The organism is Nocardioides sp. dk884, from assembly GCF_009557055.1.
In the GTDB taxonomy this organism is placed as follows: domain Bacteria; phylum Actinomycetota; class Actinomycetes; order Propionibacteriales; family Nocardioidaceae; genus Nocardioides.
The window spans coordinates 3,473,335-3,494,795 of the sequence record NZ_CP045649.1 but is presented as its reverse complement, the minus strand read 5'-3'; the positions used below and the strand labels follow the sequence as shown (position 1 = coordinate 3,494,795).

The following is a 21,461-nucleotide window of genomic DNA, read 5'->3' as shown; positions in this document are numbered from 1 at the left end:
TCAGCGGCGCTCGTACGTCGTGGTGCGCTCGGCGACCGGGCGGCCGATGCCGGACCCGATCTCCACCAGCTCCTCGATCGTCTTCGCCGAGCCGTGCTCGGAGCCGGCCATCCGCGAGATCGTCTCCTCCATCAGCGTGCCGCCGAGGTCGTTGGCGCCGGCGCGGAGCATCGCGCGGGTGCCCTCGACACCGAGCTTGACCCAGCTGGTCTGGATGTTGTCGATGCGACCGTGCAGCAGGATCCGGGCCAGCGCGTGCACCGCGAGGTTGTCGCGCAGCGTCGGGCCGGGGCGCGCCACGCCGGCGAGGTAGATCGGTGCCGAGGTGTGCACGAACGGCAGCGGCACGAACTCGGTGAAGCCGCGACGACCGGCCTCGAGCGACTCGTCCTGGATGCGTGACAGCACCCGCAGGTGGCCCACCCAGTGGCGGGGGTTGTCGACGTGGCCGTACATCATCGTCGAGGTCGTCGGGATGCCGAGGCGGTGCGCGGTGGACACGATCTCGATCCAGGTGCGGGCCGGCAGCTTGCCCTTGGTGAGCACCCAGCGGACCTCGTCGTCCAGGATCTCCGCGGCGGTGCCGGGCAGCGAGCCGAGGCCCGCCTCGCGCGCCTTGATCAGGAAGTCCTCGATGGACAGCCCGGTGCGGGCGGTGCCGTTGACGACCTCCATCGGGGAGAACGCGTGCACGTGCATCTCCGGCACCCGGGCCTTGACCGCGGCGACGAGGTCGAAGTAGGCGGTCGCCGGCAGCTCGGGGTCGATGCCGCCCTGCATGCAGACCTCGGTGGCGCCCAGGTCCCAGGCCTCGGCGGCCCGGTCGGCGACCTCGTCGAGGGACAGCGAGAAGGCGTCGGAGTCGGTGCGCCGCTGGGCGAAGGCGCAGAAGCGGCAGCCGACGTAGCAGACGTTGGTGAAGTTGATGTTGCGGTTGACGACGTAGGTCACGGTCTCGCCCACCGCCTCGCGACGCAGGTGGTCGGCGAGGCGGCAGACCTCGTCGAGCAGCTCGCCCTCGGCGGTCATCAGGGTCAGCGCGTGGGCGTCGGAGAGGTTGCCCGGGTCGGCCTCGGCGGCGGCCAGCGCCTCGCGGCCCTCGGCGGTGAGCACCGCCGGGGCCCCGTCGATCGAGCCGGTCGCGATCCCCGCGCTGGTCGTGACCGCGGCGGCACGCACGGCGTCCCAGTCGCCGTAGACGCTCTCGAAGTCGCCGCGACGATCCGCGCTGCGGCCCTCGGTGTCGACGGCGGCGTGCAGGTCGGTGCGACCGGCGCTGGCGAACCCGCCGTCCGGCTCCTGCCACGGCAGCCCCACCGGTCGTACGCCGGGGCGCGCGAGACCCGCGCGGGGGCCCTCGAGGATCGCCAGCGCGGCGACGTGGCGGTGCAGGCGGGGGTCGACCCACGGCGTCCCGCCGGTGAGCGAGGGCACGACGTACTCGGGGTGGACGGTGAGGCGCGGGGCGAGCTCGAAGCCGCACTCGGCGGTGATCGCGCGCAGCCGCTCCAGCGAGGGCCAGGGACGCTCGGGGTTGACGTGGTCGGGGGTGAGCGGGGAGACCCCGCCCCAGTCGTCGACGCCGGCGTCCAGCAGCGCGCGGCACTCGGCGAGGTCCACCAGGTTGGGCGGCGCCTGCACCCGGGCCTTGGGGCCGAGCACGAGGCGGGTGACCGCGATCGCGGCGCGGTACTCCTCGAGGCCGAGGTCGTCGGTGTGGCGCATCGCGGTGTCCGGCTTGGCCCGGAAGTTCTGGACGATGACCTCCTGCACGGCGCCGTAGGCGCGAGCCGTGGCGCGCAGCGCGAAGATCGTCTCGGCGCGCTCGGTCAGCGTCTCGCCGATGCCGACCAGCAGGCCGGTGGTGAACGGCACCGCGAGCCGCCCGGCGTCCTCGAGCACCCGCAGGCGCAGCTCGGGGTCCTTGTCGGGGGAGCCGAAGTGGGCCTCGCCCTTGGTCTCGAACAGTCGCCGGGAGGTGGTCTCGAGCATCATCCCCATCGAGGGGGAGACCGCCTTGAGCCGGTTCATCTCCTCCCAGGACATGACGCCGGGGTTGAGGTGGGGCAGCAGGCCGGTCTCCTCCAGCACCCGCACGGCCATCGCGCGCACGTAGGCGAGGGTGGAGTCGTAGCCCTGCTCGTCGAGCCAGGCCTGGGCCTCGGGCCAGCGGTCCTCGGGGCGGTCCCCGAGGGTGAACAGCGCCTCCAGGCAGCCGAGCTCGGCGCCCTGGCGCGCGATGTCGAGGATCTCGTCGGGGGAGAGGTACGGCGCGCGGTCCTCCCGGGCGGCCTGGCCCGGGGTCTCGACGAACGTGCAGTAGTGGCACCGGTCGCGGCACAGCCGGGTGACCGGGATGAACACCTTGGGCGAGTAGGTCACCAGGCCGGGACGGCCCGCCGCCACCAGCCCGGCGTCGCGGACCTTGGCCGCGGCCGCGCACAGTCGGTCCAGGTCCGCCCCGCTCGCCGCGAGCAGCGCGCCGGCCTCGGCCACGTCGAGCGCCGCGCCGCGCTCGGCTCGCGCGAGCGCGCGGCGTACCTGCTGCGGGGTGGGACGGTCGGTGGTCTGGCTCACCCGAGTCAGGCTAACCGCGCATGGCCGCCTCCGGGGTGGGGGCCCGGTCTGCGGGAGGCGCGGTGCGGTCGAGGCGGCTGGGCCACCACATCCGCGGACCGATGTCGAGGGTGAGGGCGGTGACCAGCACCGAGCGCACCACCAGGGTGTCGAGCAGGACCCCGAGCGCGACGGTGACGCCGAGCTCGGCGAGGAACACCACCGGGATCGTGCCGAGCATCAGGAACGTCGCGGCCAGGACCACGCCGGCGGAGGTGATCACCCCGCCGGTCGAGGCCAGCGCGACGAGCGCGCCCTGGCGGGTTCCTCGCAGTGCGGTCTCCTCGCGCACGCGGGTCATCAAGAAGATGTTGTAGTCGATGCCGAGGGCGACCAGGAAGACGAACGCGAACAGCGGGAACCCCGGGTCGGAGCCGGCGAAGCCGAAGACGTAGTCGAAGAGCAGCGCGGAGATCCCGAGCGCCGCACCGAAGGACAGCACGACGGTCGCGATCAGGACCAGCGGCGCGACCAGGGCGCGCAGCAGCGCCATCAGGATCAGCAGCACCACGACCAGGATCAGCGGGATGATCACCAGGTTGTCGCGGTTGGCGGCGGTCTTGGTGTCCAGGTAGACCGCGGAGGTGCCGCCGACCAGCGACTCCGCGCCCGGTACGGCGTGCACCGCGTCGCGGGCCGCCTCGACGACATCGAAGGCCTCGGTGGAGGACACGTCGGCGCCGTCCAGGACCGCCTCGACGAACGCGGTGTCGCCCTGCACGACGGGCCGCTCGGCCGGCACCAGGCCGTCCACGCTCGCGAGGGCGTCCACGACGGCTGGCACGGAGTCGGTGTCGGTGACCACCTGCACGGTGTTGGACTGGTCCACGAGCCCGTGGTCGGCCAGCACCTGCTGGCCGTCGATCGACTCCAGGTCGACGGTGTAGGAGTCCTCGGTGGCCAGCCCCTGGGTGTCCAGGCGCAGCCAGCCCAGGCAGGCGACGGCCAGGATCGCGGCGGTGACGACCCACACCGCGCGCGGGCGCGGTCGGATCGCCGCGCCGACGCGTGCCCAGAACCCGCTGCTGGTCGGCTCGGGGGAGCCGAACGCCGGCCGCTTGGGCCAGAAGACCCAGCGCCCGCAGATCACCAGCAGGGCCGGCAGGAAGGTCACCATCACCAAGAAGGTGACGGCGATGCCGACCGCCGCGACCGGGCCGAGGCCCCTGGTGGAGTTGAGGTCGGCGGCGAGCAGGCAGAGCATGCCCGCGCACACCGTCGCCGCGCTGGCGAGGATCGCGGGGGCCGCGCGGTGCAGCGCCACCGCCATCGCCTCGTGACGGTCCTCGTGGCGGCGCAGCTCCTCGCGGTAGCGCGCGGTGAGCAGCAGCGCGTAGTCGGTGCCGGCCCCGATCACCAGGATGCCCAGGATCGCCTGGGACTGTCCGTTGACGGTGAGGTCGGCGTACTTCGCCAGGAGGTAGACCACCCCGCCGGAGGTGAAGTAGGCGACCACCGCCGAGAGGATCGGCAGCAGCCAGAGCACGGGGCTGCGGTAGGTGAGCAGCAGGATCACCACGACCACGCCGAGGGTCAGCAGGATCAGCGTGGTGTCGATGCCCTCGAAGGCCTCGGCGGCGTCCGCGGCCTGCCCGCCGGGCCCGGCGATGTAGACGGTGGTGCCGTCGGTGGCCGCGATCTCGCGCAGGTCCTCCGCGGCGTCGGGCATCCTGTTCCAGCCCTCGGAGCCGAAGTCGAAGGTGACGATCGTCTGGGCGGCCTCGCCGTCGGCGGAGACGAACGGGCCGAGCACCTCCCCGGAGACGCCGTCCACCTCGGCGTACTCGCCCAGGTCCTCGCGGAGCGTGGCCAGCTGCTCGTTGTCGAAGGTGCCGCCGTCGGCGCGGTGCACCACGATCGTCGGGATGGCGTCGGGATCGCGGAACGGCTCGAGGCGCTCGATCGCCCGGGTCGACTCCGCGGACTCCGGCAGCCACGACGACGCCTCGTTGTTCTGCACGTCGACGAGCTGGCCGGCGAGCCCGGCCATCGGGATCACCACGAGCACCCAGATGACGGCCACCACCCACTTGGTGATCCTGCCGGTCAGTCGTCCTGCGATCTGTCGGTGCATGGGTGCTCCCGGGCGTCTCCCGATCGGTCCCCGGGCAGCGCCGGGCTCCAGGGTGACGACCGGCCTCCGCCGCGGTTCTCACCTGTCCGGGCGGCGGTGGTCTAGACCAGCGCGGCTGGGGCCGCGCTCAGACGTGGACGGTCACGGTGAGGTCGACCGGGTCGCCGAGGCTCAGGGACTCGGCGTGGCGCACGCGGTCCTTGACCGGGACCACGTAGCCGCCGGCGCGTGGCCACAGAGCGGTGGCCCACTCCGTGCTGCCCACGCGCAGCGTCGCCGGGACCATGCCCCAGCCGTAGGACACGAGCGGGGCCACCTCGTCGAGGGCCGCGCACTCCTCGGGCGGCACCACGACGAAGTGGTACGGCGCGGGACCGCGCCACTCGACCAGCTCGCCGCGGAGCCTCAGCTCCATCGGCGCAGCCTAGGGCGGCGGATGCGCCGTGTCCTCACCTCGCGGGGGCGTGGATCGCCTGGCGCACCCGCTCGCGGAGCTCGACGTACTCGGGGAACGCGCGGATCTCGGCGGCCGGCAGCCGGGCGCCGCCCCGGTTGAGCACGGCCGGCACGTCGAGGACGATCCGGCCCGGACGCGGGCTCATCACCAGCACCCGGGAGCCGAGGAACACCGCCTCGTCGACGCTGTGGGTGATGAACAGGATCGTCTTGCCGGTGGCTCGCCAGATCTCCAGCAGCTCCTCCTGGAGGCGCTCGCGGGTGAGGGCGTCGAGGGCGCCGAACGGCTCGTCCATGAGCACGATGTCGGGGTCGTTGGCCAGCACCCGCGCGATCTGGCAGCGCTGCTGCATGCCGCCGGAGAGCTCGTAGGGACGGTGGTCGTGGAAGTCCTCCAGGCCGACAAGGCGCAGGTGCTCCTCGGCGGTCCGGCGCCGCTCGGCGCGCCCGACGCCGCGCAGCCGCGGGCCGAGCTCGACGTTGCGGCGCACCGAGAGCCACGGGAACAGCGTCGGCTGCTGGAAGACGACGCCGCGCTCCTCGGCGGGTCCCTCGATGCTGCGAGCGCCCAGGGTGACCCGGCCCTCGCTGGGCGCCATGAACCCTGCGAGCAGGCGCAGCAGGGTGGTCTTGCCGCAGCCCGAGGGCCCGGCGAGCGCGACGAACTCGCCGGGCTCGATGCTCAGGTCGATGCGGTCCAGGGCGGGCACGGCCGCGCCACCGACGTCGAAGTGGTGGCGGACGCCCTCGAACGCGATGGCGCGGCCGTGGCTCACTGCGCGGCCCTCGAGGCGGGGCCGGCGTCGACGTGCTCGTCGTACTGCGACTGCGGGCCGACGGCGTCGATCTCGCCCTGCTCGGCGAGGAACTCCGCGGTGGTGCGCAGGTCACGCGCCAGCTTGGCGCCGAGGTAGTCGGGGGAGGCCTGCTCGTCGGCGCGCAGGAAGCCGAGGCCGGCGAACTGGGCCTCCGCGGCCTCGGGCTCGATGCCGAGCGCGACCGCCACCGAGTCGGCGGCGCTGATCGGGTCGTCCTGGATCAGGCCGACGGCGTGGTCCTGGACCTTCGCCCACATGGTCAAGAAGTCCTCGTTGTCCGCCGCCCAGCCCCGGTCGACGGTGCCGACGTCGAACGTCGGCCGGCCGGCCTCGGCCGTGTCGGCGCTCGAGATCAGCCGGGTGCCGCCGTCCTCGAGCAGCTGGCTCTGCACCGGGTCCCAGACCCAGGCCGCGTCGACCTGGTCGCCCTGCCAGGCGGCCGGCATCTTCTCGGGGTCGAGGTTGATGACCTCGACGTCCTGGGTGGCGTCGAGGCCGGCGTCGGCGAGCGCCTGGAGCAGCGAGTAGTGCGCGGTGCTGCTGAACGGCGTCGCGATCGTGGACCCCTTCAGGTCCGCGACATCGGTGATCGCGGGGTCCTTGACGATCAGCGACTCGGCGTCCCCGATGACGTCGTGGATCCAGATCACCGCGAGGTCGACGTCGCGCATGGTCGGCGCGGACGAGGCGCGGGTCGCCGGGGCGGAGCCCATCAGGCCGAGGTCGACGTCGCCGGCGCCGTAGTAGGTGATGACGTCACCCCCGGAGGCGGCCTGGACCCAGGAGATGTCGGCGTTCGGCAGGCAGGCCTCGAGCAGGCCGAGGTCCTTGACCACGACGTCGCCGTTGGGGATCGCCTGCCAGGCGATCCGCGCGGTCGAGGTCACCGACTCGTCGGGCTCGAAGGGGCACTCGGTGCCGGGCGCCGTGCCGGCGTCCGCGCTGGTCTCGGAGTCGTCGCCGCACGCGGCGAGCGAGAGCGACAGCGCGACCGCGCCGAGCGCCGCGGTGCTCTTCATGAGTGGGTTCTTCACGGGTGGTGCTCCTTTAAGTCGTGATGGGCCGGCCCGAGCCGGGTCGGGAGGGGAGGTCCGGCGGGGCGCTCAGGCCTTGCCGCGCCAGGGGACCAGCAGGCGTTCGAGCGCCTTGAGGCCGAGGTCGAGGGCGATGGCGGCCAGGCCGATGACGAGGATGCAGGCGATGACGAGCTCGGAGTTCAGCTGCTCGCCCGAGAGGTAGGCCAGCCCGCCGATACCGGGGATGCCGTTGGCGATCTCCGCGGCCACGACGGTGGTCCAGGCGAAGCCGACCGCCACCCGGATGCCGGTCATCAGCTCGGGCAGGGTCGCGGGCAGGGCCACCGCGGTGAGGACCTGGCGGCGGGAGGCGCCCAGGGACCGCGCGGCGTTGAGCATGTCCTCGCGCACGCCGCGTACGCCGCTGATCGTGGCCATCGTGATCGGCGGGAAGGCGGCGAGGAACAGCAGCCAGATCTTGGAGGTGTCGCCGATGCCGAACCACACGATCAGCAGGCCGATGTAGGCCAGCGGCGGCAGCGAGCGCAGGAAGTTGAGGTAGGGCTCGAGGATGACGCCGATCCAGGTGGTGGCCATCAGCAGGCCGAGGGGGACGCCGACGACGATGGCGGCGCCCACCCCGATGGCGATGCGCTGCAGGCTGGCGAGCAGGTGCTCCCACAGGTAGTGGTTCTGCTCGCCGCGCACCATCCGGTCCGACCCCTCGCGCACCGGGTGATCGGTGTTGGCCTGCACGAAGGCGTCCCAGACCGCGCCGGGACCGGGCAGGAAGAGCGGGCGGACCAGCTCGAGGCGGGTGACCAGCCACCAGATCGCCACCAGGGCGGCCAGCGAGGTGAGGTGCAGCGCCACGCGACGTACGCGGGCCGCGGCGCGCCGGGGCCGGGAGGCGCCCGGTGCGGGCGGTGCCGAGGACACCGGTGAGGAGGTCGCGAGCGTCGCCATGGACCCATCAAAGCACATTGAATTACGCGACTTACAAGTTCGGGGTGAGAGGCGCAGCCTTGCGGTCCAGACCACATGTGGGAGAGGTCGTCGGCGGGGACCTCTGGCGCGGGTCTGAGGGCGCTGGCAGGGTGGCGCCATGTATCCCGGGACCTGGGCAGCCACGCATCCCGACCGCGTCGCGCTCGTCATGGCCGGCTCCGGCCGGAGCCTCACCTACGCCGAGCTGGACGAGCGCAGCCTGCGCCTGGCTCAGCACCTGCGCGCTGCCGGGCTGCGGCGCGGTGACGTCGTCGCGCTGGTGAGCGACAACTGCCCGGAGGCCTACGAGGTCTACTGGGCCGCGCTGCGCTCGGGGCTCTACGTCACGGCCGTCAACCACCACCTGGCGCCGGAGGAGGCGTCCTACATCGTGCGCGACTGCGGCGCCCGGGCGCTGGTGGTCTCCGCGGCCCGCGCCGAGCTGGTCGAGCGCCTCGACGTCGACGTCGCCGAGCGGCTGGCGTACGGCGGGGAGGTGGCCGGCTACGGCGACTACGAGGCGGCGCTGGCCGCGGCGTCGGCTCAGCCGCTCGCCGAGCAGCCGCACGGCGACGACTTCCTCTACTCCTCCGGGACGACCGGGCGGCCCAAGGGCGTGAAGGTCGACCTGCCGGACATCGACGTCGACGAGCCCGGCTACCGCTACGTGTCGATCTTCGGCGGGCTCTACGGCTTCGACGAGGACACCGTCTACCTCTCGCCGGCGCCGGTCTACCACGCGGCGCCGCTGCGCTTCGGCGGCGTCGTGCATGCGCTGGGCGGCACCCTGGTGATGATGGAGCGCTTCGACCCGGAGTCGGTGCTGCGGGCGATCGAGGAGCACCGGGTCACCCACACCCAGATGGTGCCGACGATGTTCGTGCGCCTGCTCAAGCTGCCCGACGAGGTGCGCGCGCAGGCCGACGTCACCTCGCTGCGCTGCGTCATCCACGCTGCGGCGCCGTGCCCGATCGAGGTGAAGCGCCGGATGATCGAGTGGCTCGGACCGATCGTGCACGAGTACTACGCCTCCACCGAGGCCAACGGCGCGACGTTCATCGACTCCGAGCGCTGGCTGGCGCACCCGGGCTCGGTGGGCACCGCGCTCCTCGGCGTACTGCACATCTGCGGGGAGGACGGCCGGGAGCTGCCGCCGGGGGAGGTCGGCACGGTCTACTTCGAGCGCAGCGAGCTCGGCGGGCGCACGCCGTTCAGCTACCACGGCGACCCGGCCAAGACGGCCGGCACCCAGCACCCGCAGCACCCGGACTGGACGACCGTCGGCGACCTCGGGTTCCTCGACGAGGAGGGCTACCTCTACCTCACCGACCGGGCGGCGTTCACAATCATCTCGGGCGGGGTGAACATCTACCCCCAGGAGATCGAGGACCTCTTCAGCCTGCATCCCGCGGTCGCCGACATCGCCGTCGTCGGGCTCCCGCACGACGAGATGGGGGAGCGGGTGGTGGCGTTCGTGCAGCCGGCACCCGGTGTGAGCCCCGGGCCCGCGCTCGCCGCGGAGCTGCGCGCCTACGCCCGCTCCCGCCTCGCGCACTACAAGGTGCCGACCGAGGTCATCTTCCGCCGCCTCCTCCCGCGCACCCCCACCGGCAAGATGGTCAAGCGCCAGCTCCGCGCGGAGTACGCCGAGTCCCCCTGACCCCTGACTGCTGACCCCGGCGCTCAGGGTCGTACGCCGAGTCGGCGCTAGTGGCGCACCGAGTCGGCGCCAATGGTGAGGCTGTCCACAGGCTTCGGTGGAGAACTCCGCCATTGGCGCCGACTCGCGCAACCATTGGCGCCGACTCGCGCAACCATTGGCGCCGACTCGCGGATGGGTCAGGGGGTGGCGTAGAGGGAGTCCAGCACGTCGGCGTACTTGGTGTGGACGACGCGGCGCTTGAGCTTCAGGGTGGGGGTGAGCTCCTCGGACTCCGGGGACCACTCCACGGGCAGCAGCTCGAAGGCCTTGACCTGCTCGGGGCGCGAGAGGCGGGCGTTCGCGGCGTCGACGGCCTGCTGGACCATGGCGAGGATCGCGGGGTGCTGGGCGAGCTCGGCCAGGTCGGTGGTGCCCAGCCCGAGCCGCTCGGCGACCACCGGGGCGATCTCCGCGTCCAGGGTCAGCACCGCGACGACGTAGGGCCGGCCCTCGCCGAAGACCAGGGCGTGGCCGACGACGGGGGACTCCTTGAGCAGGTTCTCGATGTTGGAGGGCGAGATGTTCTTGCCTGCCGAGGTGATGATCATCTCCTTCTTGCGGTCCACCACCGTCAGGAAGCCGTCCTCGTCGAGCGCGCCGATGTCCCCGGTGTGCACCCAGCCGTCGGCGTCCACCAGGGCGCGGGTGGCGTCCTCCTGCCGGAGGTAGCCGGGCGTGGTCACCGGGCCGCGGGCCAGGATCTCGCCGTCCTCCGCGATCCGGATCTCGATCCCGGCCAGGGCGCGGCCGACGGTGCCCATCCGGAACGACCCGGGCCCGCACGCGGTGATCGCGGCGGTGGTCTCGGTCATCCCGTAGATGTCGTAGATCGCCATCCCCAGCCCGCCGAAGAACTGCGCGACCTCCAGCGGCATCGGCGCCGCCGCCGAGGCGGCCCACTCGCAGCGGTCCAGCCCGAGCAGTGCGCGCAGCAGGCTGAGCACCTGGGCGTCGGCGGCCTCGAAGCGGGCCTGGAGCTCGGGGGAGGTGGTGTGCCCGACCTGGGTGGACTCCACCCATTCCAGCCCGACCGCCATCGCCTGCTCGATCGCCGCGCGCCGCTCCTCGTCCGGCTCGGCGGCGAGCTTGGCGGAGACGCCGGTGCGGATCTTCTCCCAGACCCGTGGCACGCCGAAGAAGCGGGTGGGGCGGACCTCTCCGAGGGTGCCGAGCAGCAGCGCGGGGTCGGCGATCAGGTGCACGTGGGCGCCGTTGATCTGCGGGACGTACATGCCCAAGATCCGCTCCGCGATGTGGGCGAAGGGCAGGTAGGAGATGAAGATGTTCTCGCCCTCGGGGCGCGAGGTGCGCAGCGAGCACTCGGCCTCGAAGAGCACGTTGTGGTGGGTCAGCACCACGCCCTTGGGGTTCCCGGTCGTGCCGGAGGTGTAGAGGATGGTCAGCGTCTGGTCGGGCGTGATCGCCTCGAGGCGGGCGCGCAGCTCGTCCTCGTGCTCGGCGCGGTACGCCGCCCCGTCGGCCAGGAACCGCGACCACCCGACGTACCGCTCGCCCTCGGGCAGGGCGTCCTCGTCGAGCACCACGACCCGCCGCACCGAGCCGCTGGCGTCCAGCGCGGGTCGCCAGCGGTCGAGTTGGTCGGCCCCCTCGAGCACCACGACCGCCGGCTCGGAGTGGCCGGCGATGAAGGAGACCTGGTCGGGGGCGAGGGTCAGGTAGACCGACATCGGCACCGCCGCGGCGTGCACGGCGCCCAGGTCGGCGACGACGTGCTCGATGCGGTTGCTGGACATGATCGCGACCGTGGCGCCGGGCTCCACGCCGAGCGCGAGCAGGCCGGCGGCGGCGTCCAGGGCCTGCTCGCGGACCTCGCGCCACGACAGGGTGCGCCACCCGGGTGCGTGCGGCGCGCCGGGCGCGAGGATCCCGACCTTGTCGGAGTACGCCGGGGCGTCGCCGCGCTCGTCGACCGTGCGAGCCAGCGCGTCGACCAGGGTCTGGCCGGCGATCTGCTCCTCGATGTCGCGGCGGGCCTCGAGCACGGCGGGGGCGGTGGGGGTGGTGGGCTCACTCATCGGGGCTCCTCGGCAGATCCGGCAGCAGCGTCTCGGCCCTGCGGATGCTCCTGCCGATCCCGTCCGGGCGCAACCCCCCCACCGCCCGAGGCGTCTCAGATCCCGAGGGTGCGCCCGATGATCTCCTTCTGGATCTCGGTCGTCCCGCCGTAGATGGTCTGGATCCGGCTGTCGACGTAGGCCTTCGCGATGGGGTACTCGTTCATGTACCCGTAGCCGCCGTGCAGCTGGACGCCCTGGTCGGCGAGCTTCTTCTGCAGCTCGGTGGTCCACCACTTCGCCATCGACGCCAGCGCGGTGTCGACCTTGCCCTCGTTGAGCTTGAGCACGCAGTCGTTGACGAACAGGCGGGCGATGTGGACCTCGGTGGCCATCTCGGCGAGCAGGAACCGGTTGTGCTGGAACTTGCCGATCGGCTTGCCGAAGGCCTCGCGCTCCTTGGCGTAGTCGAGGCTGAGGCGCAGGATGTGCTCGCACGCGGCGACCGCGATCGCGGCGATCGAGATCCGCTCCTGGGGCAGGTTCATCATCAGGTTGATGAAGCCCGAGCCCTCCTCGCCGAGGAGGTTGTCCTTGGGCACCACGACGTTGTCGAAGAACAGCTCCGCGGTGTCCTGGGCCTTCAGGCCGATCTTGTCGAGGTTGCGGCCGCGCTCGAAGCCCTCCATGCCGCGCTCGACGACCAGCAGGCTGATGCCCTGGTGCCCGGCCTCGGGGTTGGTGCGGGCCACCACGATCACCAGGTCGGACATGATGCCGTTGCTGATGAAGGTCTTGGAGCCGTTGAGGACGTAGTGGTCGCCCTTGTCGACGGCGGTGGTGCGGATGCCCTGCAGGTCCGAGCCGGCGCCCGGCTCGGTCATCGCGATCGAGGAGATCAGCTCACCGCTGACCAGCCCGGGCAGCCAGCGCCGCTTCTGCTCCGGGGTGCCGAGCTCGCTGATGTAGGGGACGATGATGTCGGTGTGGACCGGGAAGCCGAGCCCGCTGGCGCCCACGCGGCCGATCTCGTCGGAGACGACCATGTTGTAGCGGAAGTCCTTGATCCCCGGGCCGCCGTACTCCTCCTCGACGTCGAAGCAGAGCAGCCCGGCCTCGCCGGCCTTGAGCCACACCTCGCGCGAGACGTGGCCGTCGCGCTCCCACTGCTCGTGGAAGGGGACGACCTCCTTCTCCAAGAACGCGCGCATCGTGGCGCGGAAGTCCTCGTGCTCCTGCTCGAGGATCGACGGGGTCTCAGGCATGGGGTTCCTTCCGAAGGTGGCGCCCGCGGCGCGGGGTGCGCGCGGTCGTCGTGGGTCGGTTCGTGGCTCGGCACGTGACCTGGGTCTCGTGCAGCCCAACTGTGACAGCATCGCTGTCACGATTCAAGGGTGTGGGCCCACCGATACCGTGGAGGTCATGGCCGAGGAGGTGGGTCGCGAGCAGCTGCTCACGATCGATGAGCTCGCCGCGGTGACCGGGACGACCGTGCGCACCACGCGCTACTACGCCAGCCTCGGGCTGGTGCCGCCGCCGGTACGCCGGGGGCGGGTCGCCTACTACGGCCCCGAGCACCGCGCGCGGCTGGACGTGGTGCGCGCCCTGCAGGAGCACGGCTTCACCCTGCAGGCCATCGAGCGCTTCCTCGCCGCCCTCCCCGCGGACGCCACGGTCGAGGAGCTCGCCCTCCAGCGCGCGATGCTGACCTCCTGGACCGGCCAGCCGGGCGTCGAGATCACGCGCGAGGAGCTGGAGCAGCGCGCCGGGCGCAGCCTCGACGAGCACGACCTCACGATGCTGGAGAAGATCGGCAGCATCGAGCGCGGGGCCACCGGGTACGTCGCGCTGCCCAGCCTCCGGGTGGGCGTGGAGCTGCTCGACATGGAGGTCCCCGAGGACGCCGTGGAGGCCGCCGGGGAGGCGATCCGCCGGCACATGACCGCGCTGGCCGACGAGCTCACCGAGGTGCTGCGCGAGGGGGTGCTGGCGCCGTATCGCCGCGAGGCGCACTCACCGCAGGACGCCGTGCGCCTCGAGCGCACCATGTCGCGGCTGCGTCAGCTGACCCTGGAGGCGGTGGTGACGGGCTTCCAGCGCGCCGCGAACGCCGTCATCGCCCGTTCGCTGAAGCAGGGCTGAGCTCGAGCGCGTCGGCCAGCGCGTCGGCCAGCTGGGCGGCGTACACGGTGGTGACGTGCTCGGGGTCGCGCATCACGACGTGGGAGCCGACGACCGCGGGGCAGCCCTCGTCGGTGCAGAACCAGGGGTGCGGGTCGATGAAGTCGATGCCGCGGGCGCGCGCGGTCCGGCGGCTGTCCAGGGCCACCAGCCGGTCGTGCTCGACCGGTGCGCTGAGGCAGTCGCCGAGGTGGGCGCCGGTGCGCCCGAGGCAGTCGACGGGGGTGTCGGTGCGCTTGGGCGTGTCGCCGAGCAGCACCGTGCGGCGGGCGTGCGGGGAGACCTCGTCGAGGAGGCCGGCGAAGCCGGTGCGGGTGGCCTCGCGCAGGGTCTCCTCGTCGCGGACCAGCTCGCCGTCGATGATCGCGCGGGCCGGCGGCGTACCGGTGACGATCAGCAGGTCGGGGGCGAGCTCGGCGACCTGCTCGGTGGCCCACTCGTTGAAGCGGGTGCAGTCGGTCATCTCGTTGCCGTCGAGCGTGCCGTGCGCGACCCGCACCGGGCTGCACCCGGGGCGCACCAGGTAGTAGGCCGCGTAGCCGGCGTCCTGCGCGATCGGGTCCAGGGCGGGGATCCAGTGGCGACCGTGGGAGTTGCCGAGCAGCACCAGGGTGCGCTCGGCATCGGGGTCGCCGCGCACGCACAGGGTCCACGGCTCCTCGCGGTAGTCGCACTCGCCGACGTCGGCGCGGTCCTTGCGCAGCTCGAGCACCGGCGGCTCCAGCGCGCCCGGCACCGGCGCCTCGTCCAGGGCGGCGCTCACCGATGCCTGCACGAGCGCGACGGCGGAGTCGTCGGAGAGCTCCTCGCCCGACGGTGCGCTGCTGTACTCCGTGACGGTGATCGCCGGGGCGTCGTCGCCGCGGGTGCGGTCGAGGAGCGTCACCGAGGTCAGGCAGCCGACCAGCACCACGGCGACGGAGGCGGGGTAGAGCGTGAGCGCCCGCGAGAGCGGGGTGGGGGAGAGGGTGCGGAACGGCGTCTCGATCCAGCGGTAGCTGGCCCAGGTCAGCAGCGCGATGAGCGCGACCGCCATCAGCGTCTCCCGACCGGTCAGGTCGCGGCCGAGGTGCTGGGAGGCGATCGCCAGCACCGGCCAGTGCCACAGGTACAGCGAGTACGACGCGTCGCCGACGACGCGCAGCGGGCGCACGCCGAGCAGCCGCTGCGCCAGCGGCGGGGTGCCGCGGTGCTCGGCGCCCGCGACCATGACCGCGCCCGTGCCCAGCACCGGCAGCAGCGCCGCCCAGCCGGGGAAGGCGGTCTCCTCGGTGACCACGAAGCAGGCCAGCACGATCGCGGCCAGGCCGACCGCGGCGAGCGCGTTGCGCGCCCTATCCGTCAGCCCGCCGGCGAAGAGCGGCGCCGCCATCGCCAGCAGCGCGCCGACGCCGAACTCCCAGGCGCGGGTGAAGGTGGAGAAGTACGCCGTGTCCGGGCTGGCGCTGGAGGCGTGCAGGGACCACGCGAAGCTGGCCAGCGTCATGACGGCGAGCACCAGCGCGATCGCCGGCAGCGGCGAGCGCGGCGCCCGGTCGCCCGTCGCGTCGGCCCGTCGGCGCCGCACCCACACCAGGCACAGCGTCAGCACGATCGGCAGCACCAGGTAGAACTGCTCCTCGACCGCCAGCGACCAGTAGTGCTGCAGCGGAGAGGGCGGGACGTCCTGGGCGAAGTAGTCGGTGTCCTCGGCGGCGAAGCGGACGTTCGCGCCGAAGAACGCCGCCCACAGCCCGTCGTACGCCGCGTCGCGGGCGTCGACGACGTTGAGGAAGTGCCACGACGCCGCGACCGTCACCAGCGTCACGAAGGTCGCCGCCGGCAGGATCCGGCGCGCGCGGCGGGCGTAGAACCCGATCAGCGAGATCGTGCCGTCGCGCCGGATCTCGCGCAGCAGCAGGAAGGTGATCAAGAACCCCGACACCACGAAGAACACATCGAGGGTGACGAAGCCGCCCGGGTAGGGGCTGTATCCCGCGTGGTAGAGCAGGATCGCGAGCACGGCGAGGGCACGCATCCCCTGGATGTCGTCGCGGAAACCGCTGCGGCGCACGGAGGGTCCTCCCGGATCGGGTGTGGGCGCGACCACCCTGTCACACGCCCCGGACGCCCTCCTCAGCCCGTGCGGTGGCCGCCCGGTGCCCGGTCGGTCAGGAGACCCATTCCTTGACCTGGGCGATCGTGGCGACCGGGTCCTCGGTCGCCGGCGCCACCTGGAGGCTGGTCACACCGGCCTCGCGGAACGCCGCGATCCGCTCCTGGACGTACGACGCCGGCCCGACCAGGTTCCCGGCCTCGAGCCACTCCAGCGGGACCTTCGCCTCGGCCTCGCGCTTCTTGCCCTCGAGGTAGAGGTCCTGGATCTCCGCCGCCTCCTTCTCATAGCCGTAGTGGCAGGCCAGCTCGTTGTAGAAGTTCTTGCCGCGCGCACCCATGCCGCCCACGTAGAGGGCGTACATCGGGCGCATCAGGTCGAGCATCCCCTTCACGTCCTCACCGATCGCGACCAGCCCACCGGCGCTGATCTCCAGGGGGCCGAGCTCGGGGGAGCGCTTCGCGGCGCCGCGCGCCAGCGCGTCGCCCCACACCGACTGCGCCTTCTCGGGGAAGAAGAGGAACGGCAGCCAGCCGTCGGCGACCTCCGCGGTCATCGCCACGTTGCGCTCGCCGAGCGCGGCGACCCACAGCGGGACGGCCGGTCGCTCGGGGCGGTTCAGCAGCTTCAGCGGCTTGCCGAGCCCGAGGCCCTGGTCGGCGGGCAGCGGCAGGGTGAAGATGCCGTCGTGGACCAGCGGCTCGCGGCGCAGGCCCATCCGGATGATCTCGATGACCTCGCGGGTGCGTCCCAGCGGCCGGTCGTAGGGCAGGCCGTGGAAGCCCTCGACGACCTGCGGGCCGGAGGCGCCCAGGCCGATGATGGCGCGTCCGCCGGAGACGTTGTCGAGCCCGGCCGCGGTCTGCAGCAGCGCGCCGGGGGTGCGCGAGTAGACGTTGAGGATGCCGGCGCCGATCTCCACGGTCTCCGTGCGGGCGGCAAGGTAGCCCATCAGCGTCGGTGCGTCGAAGCCGTACGGCTCGGCCACCCAGATGGTGTCCAGGCCGGCTTTCTCCAGGCCGACGACCTGGTCGGCGCTCTCGCGCGGGTTGCCGGCGTACACCAGGGGCATCGACAGCTTCATGCAGCACCTCTCGGGGCCTCGACGTCAGGGTCCGGCCGTCTGTGACAGCGGAACTGTCAACGTAGCAGCGCGTGCCACTCCTCGATACTGCGGCACGCACGGGCGCGCGGATGCTGGGATCATCGCGGCACAGACAGCCGCTGAAACCCCGAGGAGAGCATCTTGTCGTCGTCCTACCGCATCGCCGTGATCGGAGGCACTGGCCCGCAGGGCAAGGGCCTCGGCTACCGCTTCGCCCGCCACGGCCACACCGTCGTGCTCGGGTCCCGCTCGGCGGAGAAGGCCGAGCCGGTGGCGCAGGAGGTCACCGAGCGGCTCGCCGGCCTCGAGGGTGCGGGCCAGGTCACCGGTGCCTCGAACGCCGACGCCGTCGCCGCGGCCGACGTGGTGCTGCTCGCGGTGCCGTGGGACGGCCACGACGAGCTGGTCGCCACCCTCGACCTGGCCGGCAAGACAGTGATCTCGTGCGTGAACCCGCTCGCCTTCGACAAGCGCGGCGCGCACGGCCGCGTCATCGACGAGGGCGAGGGCTCGGCCGCCGAGCACGCCCAGTCGCTGGCCCCCGAGGCGACGGTCGTCGGTGCCTTCCACAACGTCTCGGCCGTCCACCTCTGGGGCGAGCACGACTACCTCGACGAGGACGTCCTCGTGGTCGGCGACGTGGTCGAGGCCAAGCAGGTCGCCCAGGACCTCGCGGTCGCCGTCACCAGCCGCCGCGGCGTGGACGCCGGCAAGCTGCGCCTGGCCCGGGTGCTGGAGCCGCTCACCGCGGTGCTGATCTCGGTGAACCGCAAGTACAAGGTCAACTCCGGCATCCGCCTCAGCGGCCTGGAGGACGTCGAGCGCTGAGCCGCGACGCCGCGCCGGGGGCCTGCCCTGCGGGTCCCCGGCGCGGCCGCTCTCAGTCCTGGTGCTTGCCGTTCCAGCTGTCCCACAGCGCGGCGTACGAGCCCCCGGCGGCGACGAGCTCGTCGTGCGAGCCGAGCTCGCTGATCCGCCCGTCCTCGACCACCGCCACCCGGTCGGCGTCGTGGGCCGAGAACAACCGGTGCGCGATCGCGATGACGGTGCGTCCCTCGAGGACGGCGGCGAGCGAGCGCTCGAGGTGACGGGCGGCGCGGGGGTCGATCAGCGACGTCGCCTCGTCGAGCACCAGGGTGTGCGGGTCGGCCAGCACCAGGCGGGCGAGCGCGACCTGCTGGGCCTGCGCGGCGCTCAGCGTGGCGCCGCCGGAGCCGACGACCTCGTCCAGCCCGGCCGGCAGCGCGTCGACCCAGCCGAGCGCGTCCACGGCGTCCAGTGCCTCGCGCACCGCGTCGTCGCCGGCGCCGGGACGGGCCAGCACCACGTTGTCGCGCACGGTGCCCGCGAAGACGTGGTGCTCCTGGGTCACCAGGGCCACATGGCCGCGCAGGTCGTCAAGCGGCAGCTCGGTCAGCCCGACCCCGCCGACCGTCACCGAGCCGGTGCGCGGCGGGTGGATGCCGGCCAGCAGCCGGCCGAGGGTGGACTTGCCGGCGCCCGAGGGACCCACCATCGCGATCCGCTCGCCGACGCCGACGCTGAGGTCGACGCCGTGCAGCACGTCGCGGCCCTCGACGTAGGAGAACCGCACGTCGGCGGCCTCGATCTGCTCGCCCCGCGGGACCGCGCCGGTGACCTCGCGGTCGTCGGGCACCTGCGCGACGCCGAGCAGCCGGGCCAGCGAGGCTGCGCCCATCTGCAGCTCGTCGAGGATCGAGACGATCCGGTCGACGGGGTCGATGAGCATCTGCACGTAGAGCACCGCGGCCGTGACGTCGCCCAGCGACACCTGGCCCTCGGCGTAGAGGTAGCCGCCGAGCAGCAGCGTCGCCACCGTGGGGATCAGGTAGGACAGCTCCATGCTCGGGAAGAACACCGTGCGCAGGTGCAGCGTGTAGCGCTCGGCCCGGAAGGACTCGCGGATGTCGTCGTCGATCGCCCGGATCCGCTCGTCGGCCAGGTCCAGCGCCTGGACGGTGCGCGCGCCCTCGACGGTCTCGGTGAGCGTCGCGTTGATGGCGGAGTACGACGCGCTCTCGCGCAGGTAGCCGTCCTTGGCGCGGGCGAGGTACCAGCGCAGGCCGATCACCAGCGGGGGTAGGCCGAGCAGGCACGGCAGCGCCACCCACCAGCCGACGCTGAGCGCGGCGGCGAAGGTGATCACGGCGGTGACCACGGCGATCGTCCACTCCGGCAGCGCCCAGCGCACCGACCAGCCGAGCTGGTCGACGTCGCGCGAGGTGCGGGTGAGCAGGTCACCGGAGCCCGCGGACTCCACGACCCCGACCGGCAGCGCCAGCGAGGCCTCGACGAAGTCCTCGCGCAGCTCGGCGAGGACCTGCTCGCCCAGCACCTGGCTGAGGTAGCGGGCGAAGCGGGTCAGGATCGTCTGCAGGACCACGAACCCGGCGAGCAGCAGCATGATCTCGTCGACGTGGCCCACGGTGGTGCCGACCTCGACCGCCTCGACCAGGTCGCCGATCAGCCGCGGCGCGGCGAGGGCGGCGCCGGCGGCCAGGACGTGCAGCCCCAGGGCGCCGTACAGCAGCCGCGGGTGGCGGCGGGCGAGGCGCTTGACGTAGGAGCGCAGCGCGCGCCCGTCGGCGACGGGCAGGGCGGTGGTGCTCATGCGGGCAGCTCCTCGGCAACGGGTTCGGCGACGGGTTCGGTCTCGCGGGTGACGACCGCGCGGTAGTCCAGGCAGGTGGCCAGCAGCTCGGCGTGGGTGCCGGTCGCCACGACGACGCCGTCGCGCAGGAACGCGACCTCGTCGACCGCGTCGAGCATCAGCGGGCTGGAGCTGGTGACCACGGTGGTGCGCCCGGCGCGCTGGGCGTGCAGCCGGGCCGCGATCCGTGCCTCGGTGTGCGCGTCCACCGCGGAGGTCGGCTCGACGAGCACCAGCACCTCGGGGTCGCTGGTGAGCGCGCGGGCCAGGACCAGGCGCTGGCGCTGGCCGCCGGAGAAGGAGCGGCCGCGCTCGGCCACGGTCGTGTCCAGCCCGTCGGGCAGGGCGGCGAGGATGTCGTCGGCCGAGGCGGTGTCGAGCGCGCGGGCGACCCGGTCACCGCCGGTGCCGGTGACGTCGAGGCGGTCGCCCAGGCGCCCGGAGAAGAAGACCGAGGCGGTGTCGGAGACCACGATCCGCTCGCGCACGTCGGCGCGGCGCAGGTCGGGCAGCACGACTCCGCCGAGCGTCACGTCGCGGTCGACCTCGGCCGCGCACATGCCCAGCCGGTCGGCCAGCGCGGCGGACTCGTCGGGGTGCTCGCTGACCACCGCGACCAGCGTGCCCGCGCGCACGTGCAGCCCGCTGCGCGCGTCGTGCAGGTCCGAGCCCGGCGGCGGGGGCGTCGCCGGGTCGGCGGGGTCGGTGTGGTCGGGGGTCAGCGACAGCACCCGGGCGACCCGGCGCGCGGAGACCCGGCCGCGGATCAGCTTGTTGGCGTACTCGGTGGCGGTGCGCAGCGGGATCATCAGGAACGCCGAGTAGCCGTAGAACGCGACCAGCTCGCCGGGGGAGATGCGGCCCTCCACGGCGTACCGCGCCCCGATCCAGACCACGATGACCACGAAGACACCGGGCAGGAACACCTGGAGCGCGTCGAGCACCGACTGCACCCGGGCGACCCCGACGCCGGCGCGGCGGGTCTCCTGGGACTGGCGCACGTAGCGGGCGTGGAAGACCTGCTCGCCGCCGATGCCGCGCAGGACGCGCAGCCCCGAGACGATGTCGCTGGCGGTGTTGGACAGCGAGCCCATCAGCTCGCGCTGCTGGGTGCTGCGGCGCTGCAGCGGGGCGAGCACCGGGCCGATCAGCAGCATCAGCAGCGGTACGCCGAGGAGCACCACCAGGCCGAGCGTGACCGAGGTCTGCAGCAGGATCACCGCGACGACCACGAACGACACGACCGCGCCGGCGAAGCGCGCCGACACGTCCATCACCTGGCCGAGGTGGGACAGGTCGCTGGTGCCGATGGCCACGACCTCGCCGGTGGAGACCTTGCGGGGCAGGGTGCCGCCGAGGTGCACCGCGTGGCGTCCGACGAGCTGGACGGTGCGGTAGGCCGCGATCAGCCAGTTCGTGACCGCGAAGCGGTGGCGCATGATGCCGCTGACCGACTGCACCAGGCCGATGGCGAGCATCAGCGCGGCGAGCTCGAGCAGCGCGGTGCGGTCGCGGGCGGCGACGCCGCGGTCGATGGCCAGGCCGATGACGGCCGGCATCGCCGCCTGCGTGCACATCCAGATGATGCCGAAGAGCATGCCCATCGCCAGCGTGCGCCACTGCTGGCGGGCCAGCCACCAGAGGAACCTTCCCGGTGAGCGGTGATCGGCGGTGCCGGGATGGTCGTGGGGAAGCTGGTGCACCCACTCACGCTACGCAACCAGG

15 protein-coding genes are annotated in these 21,461 nt (G+C 72.8%); 3 read left to right on the top strand and 12 right to left on the bottom strand.

The genetic code is table 11. From position 1 onward, the window contains the following. The 6 genes from GFH29_RS16695 to GFH29_RS16670 form a co-directional block, all read right to left on the bottom strand. Window positions 1-2,577: a bifunctional FO biosynthesis protein CofGH gene (locus GFH29_RS16695; protein WP_228387563.1), complete on the bottom strand. Its 2,577-nt coding sequence runs from the start codon at window positions 2,575-2,577 to the stop codon at window positions 1-3. Window positions 2,578-2,587: 10 nt separating this feature from the next. Further along, window positions 2,588-4,690 carry an MMPL family transporter gene (locus tag GFH29_RS16690; protein WP_153324903.1) on the bottom strand — a complete coding sequence of 701 codons (2,103 nt, stop codon included), beginning with the start codon at window positions 4,688-4,690 and terminating at the stop codon, window positions 2,588-2,590. A gap of 127 nt (window positions 4,691-4,817) precedes the next feature. Then, the gene (locus GFH29_RS16685; protein WP_153324902.1) at window positions 4,818-5,105 is read right to left on the bottom strand and encodes a DUF1905 domain-containing protein; all 288 of its coding nucleotides are present in this window, start codon (window positions 5,103-5,105) and stop codon (window positions 4,818-4,820) included. 34 nt (window positions 5,106-5,139) lie between these two features. Further along, window positions 5,140-5,922 (bottom strand): ABC transporter ATP-binding protein, encoded by a 783-nt coding sequence (locus tag GFH29_RS16680; protein WP_153324901.1) that lies wholly within the window; start codon window positions 5,920-5,922, stop codon window positions 5,140-5,142. Beyond that, the gene (locus GFH29_RS16675; protein WP_228387562.1) at window positions 5,919-6,998 is read right to left on the bottom strand and encodes an ABC transporter substrate-binding protein; all 1,080 of its coding nucleotides are present in this window, start codon (window positions 6,996-6,998) and stop codon (window positions 5,919-5,921) included. The genes GFH29_RS16680 and GFH29_RS16675 overlap by 4 nt, the downstream gene beginning before the upstream one ends. A gap of 69 nt (window positions 6,999-7,067) precedes the next feature. Then, window positions 7,068-7,946, bottom strand: coding sequence for an ABC transporter permease (locus GFH29_RS16670; RefSeq protein ID WP_153324900.1), 879 nt, complete (start codon window positions 7,944-7,946; stop codon window positions 7,068-7,070). Window positions 7,947-8,085: 139 nt separating this feature from the next. Here GFH29_RS16670 and GFH29_RS16665 point away from each other — a divergent pair, with 139 nt between their 5' ends. Further along, on the top strand, window positions 8,086-9,627 hold the full coding sequence (locus GFH29_RS16665; protein WP_153324899.1) for an acyl-CoA synthetase: 1,542 nt from the start codon (window positions 8,086-8,088) through the stop codon (window positions 9,625-9,627). Window positions 9,628-9,806: 179 nt separating this feature from the next. On the opposite strand, the gene GFH29_RS16660 is transcribed toward GFH29_RS16665, so the two are convergent. Together GFH29_RS16660 and GFH29_RS16655 are read right to left on the bottom strand one after the other, a co-directional pair. Next, on the bottom strand, window positions 9,807-11,705 hold the full coding sequence (locus tag GFH29_RS16660; protein WP_153324898.1) for an AMP-dependent synthetase/ligase: 1,899 nt from the start codon (window positions 11,703-11,705) through the stop codon (window positions 9,807-9,809). 95 nt (window positions 11,706-11,800) lie between these two features. Further along, the gene (locus GFH29_RS16655) at window positions 11,801-12,949 is read right to left on the bottom strand and encodes an acyl-CoA dehydrogenase family protein (protein ID WP_153324897.1); all 1,149 of its coding nucleotides are present in this window, start codon (window positions 12,947-12,949) and stop codon (window positions 11,801-11,803) included. A gap of 157 nt (window positions 12,950-13,106) precedes the next feature. Here GFH29_RS16655 and GFH29_RS16650 point away from each other — a divergent pair, with 157 nt between their 5' ends. After that, window positions 13,107-13,826: a MerR family transcriptional regulator gene (locus GFH29_RS16650; RefSeq protein WP_153324896.1), complete on the top strand. Its 720-nt coding sequence runs from the start codon at window positions 13,107-13,109 to the stop codon at window positions 13,824-13,826. Here GFH29_RS16650 and GFH29_RS16645 read toward each other — a convergent pair. Both GFH29_RS16645 and GFH29_RS16640 read right to left on the bottom strand, forming a co-directional pair. Further along, entirely contained in the window at window positions 13,798-15,918 is a 2,121-nt protein-coding gene (locus GFH29_RS16645) for an acyltransferase family protein (RefSeq protein ID WP_153324895.1), read from the bottom strand. The two genes, GFH29_RS16650 and GFH29_RS16645, sit on opposite strands and share 29 nt — an antisense overlap. A 97-nt stretch (window positions 15,919-16,015) precedes the next feature. Then, entirely contained in the window at window positions 16,016-17,044 is a 1,029-nt protein-coding gene (locus tag GFH29_RS16640; RefSeq protein ID WP_153324894.1) for an LLM class F420-dependent oxidoreductase, read from the bottom strand. Window positions 17,045-17,206: 162 nt separating this feature from the next. Between GFH29_RS16640 and npdG the strand changes: the two genes are divergently transcribed. Further along, entirely contained in the window at window positions 17,207-17,893 is a 687-nt protein-coding gene (npdG, locus tag GFH29_RS16635; protein WP_153324893.1) for an NADPH-dependent F420 reductase, read from the top strand. 52 nt (window positions 17,894-17,945) lie between these two features. Here npdG and GFH29_RS16630 read toward each other — a convergent pair whose 3' ends face one another. Together GFH29_RS16630 and GFH29_RS16625 are read right to left on the bottom strand one after the other, a co-directional pair. Next, window positions 17,946-19,697: an ABC transporter ATP-binding protein gene (locus GFH29_RS16630; RefSeq protein ID WP_153324892.1), complete on the bottom strand. Its 1,752-nt coding sequence runs from the start codon at window positions 19,695-19,697 to the stop codon at window positions 17,946-17,948. Further along, window positions 19,694-21,439 carry an ABC transporter transmembrane domain-containing protein gene (locus GFH29_RS16625; RefSeq protein ID WP_194289561.1) on the bottom strand — a complete coding sequence of 582 codons (1,746 nt, stop codon included), beginning with the start codon at window positions 21,437-21,439 and terminating at the stop codon, window positions 19,694-19,696. Before GFH29_RS16625 ends, GFH29_RS16630 begins: the two co-directional genes overlap by 4 nt. Window positions 21,440-21,461 lie beyond the last annotated feature (22 nt).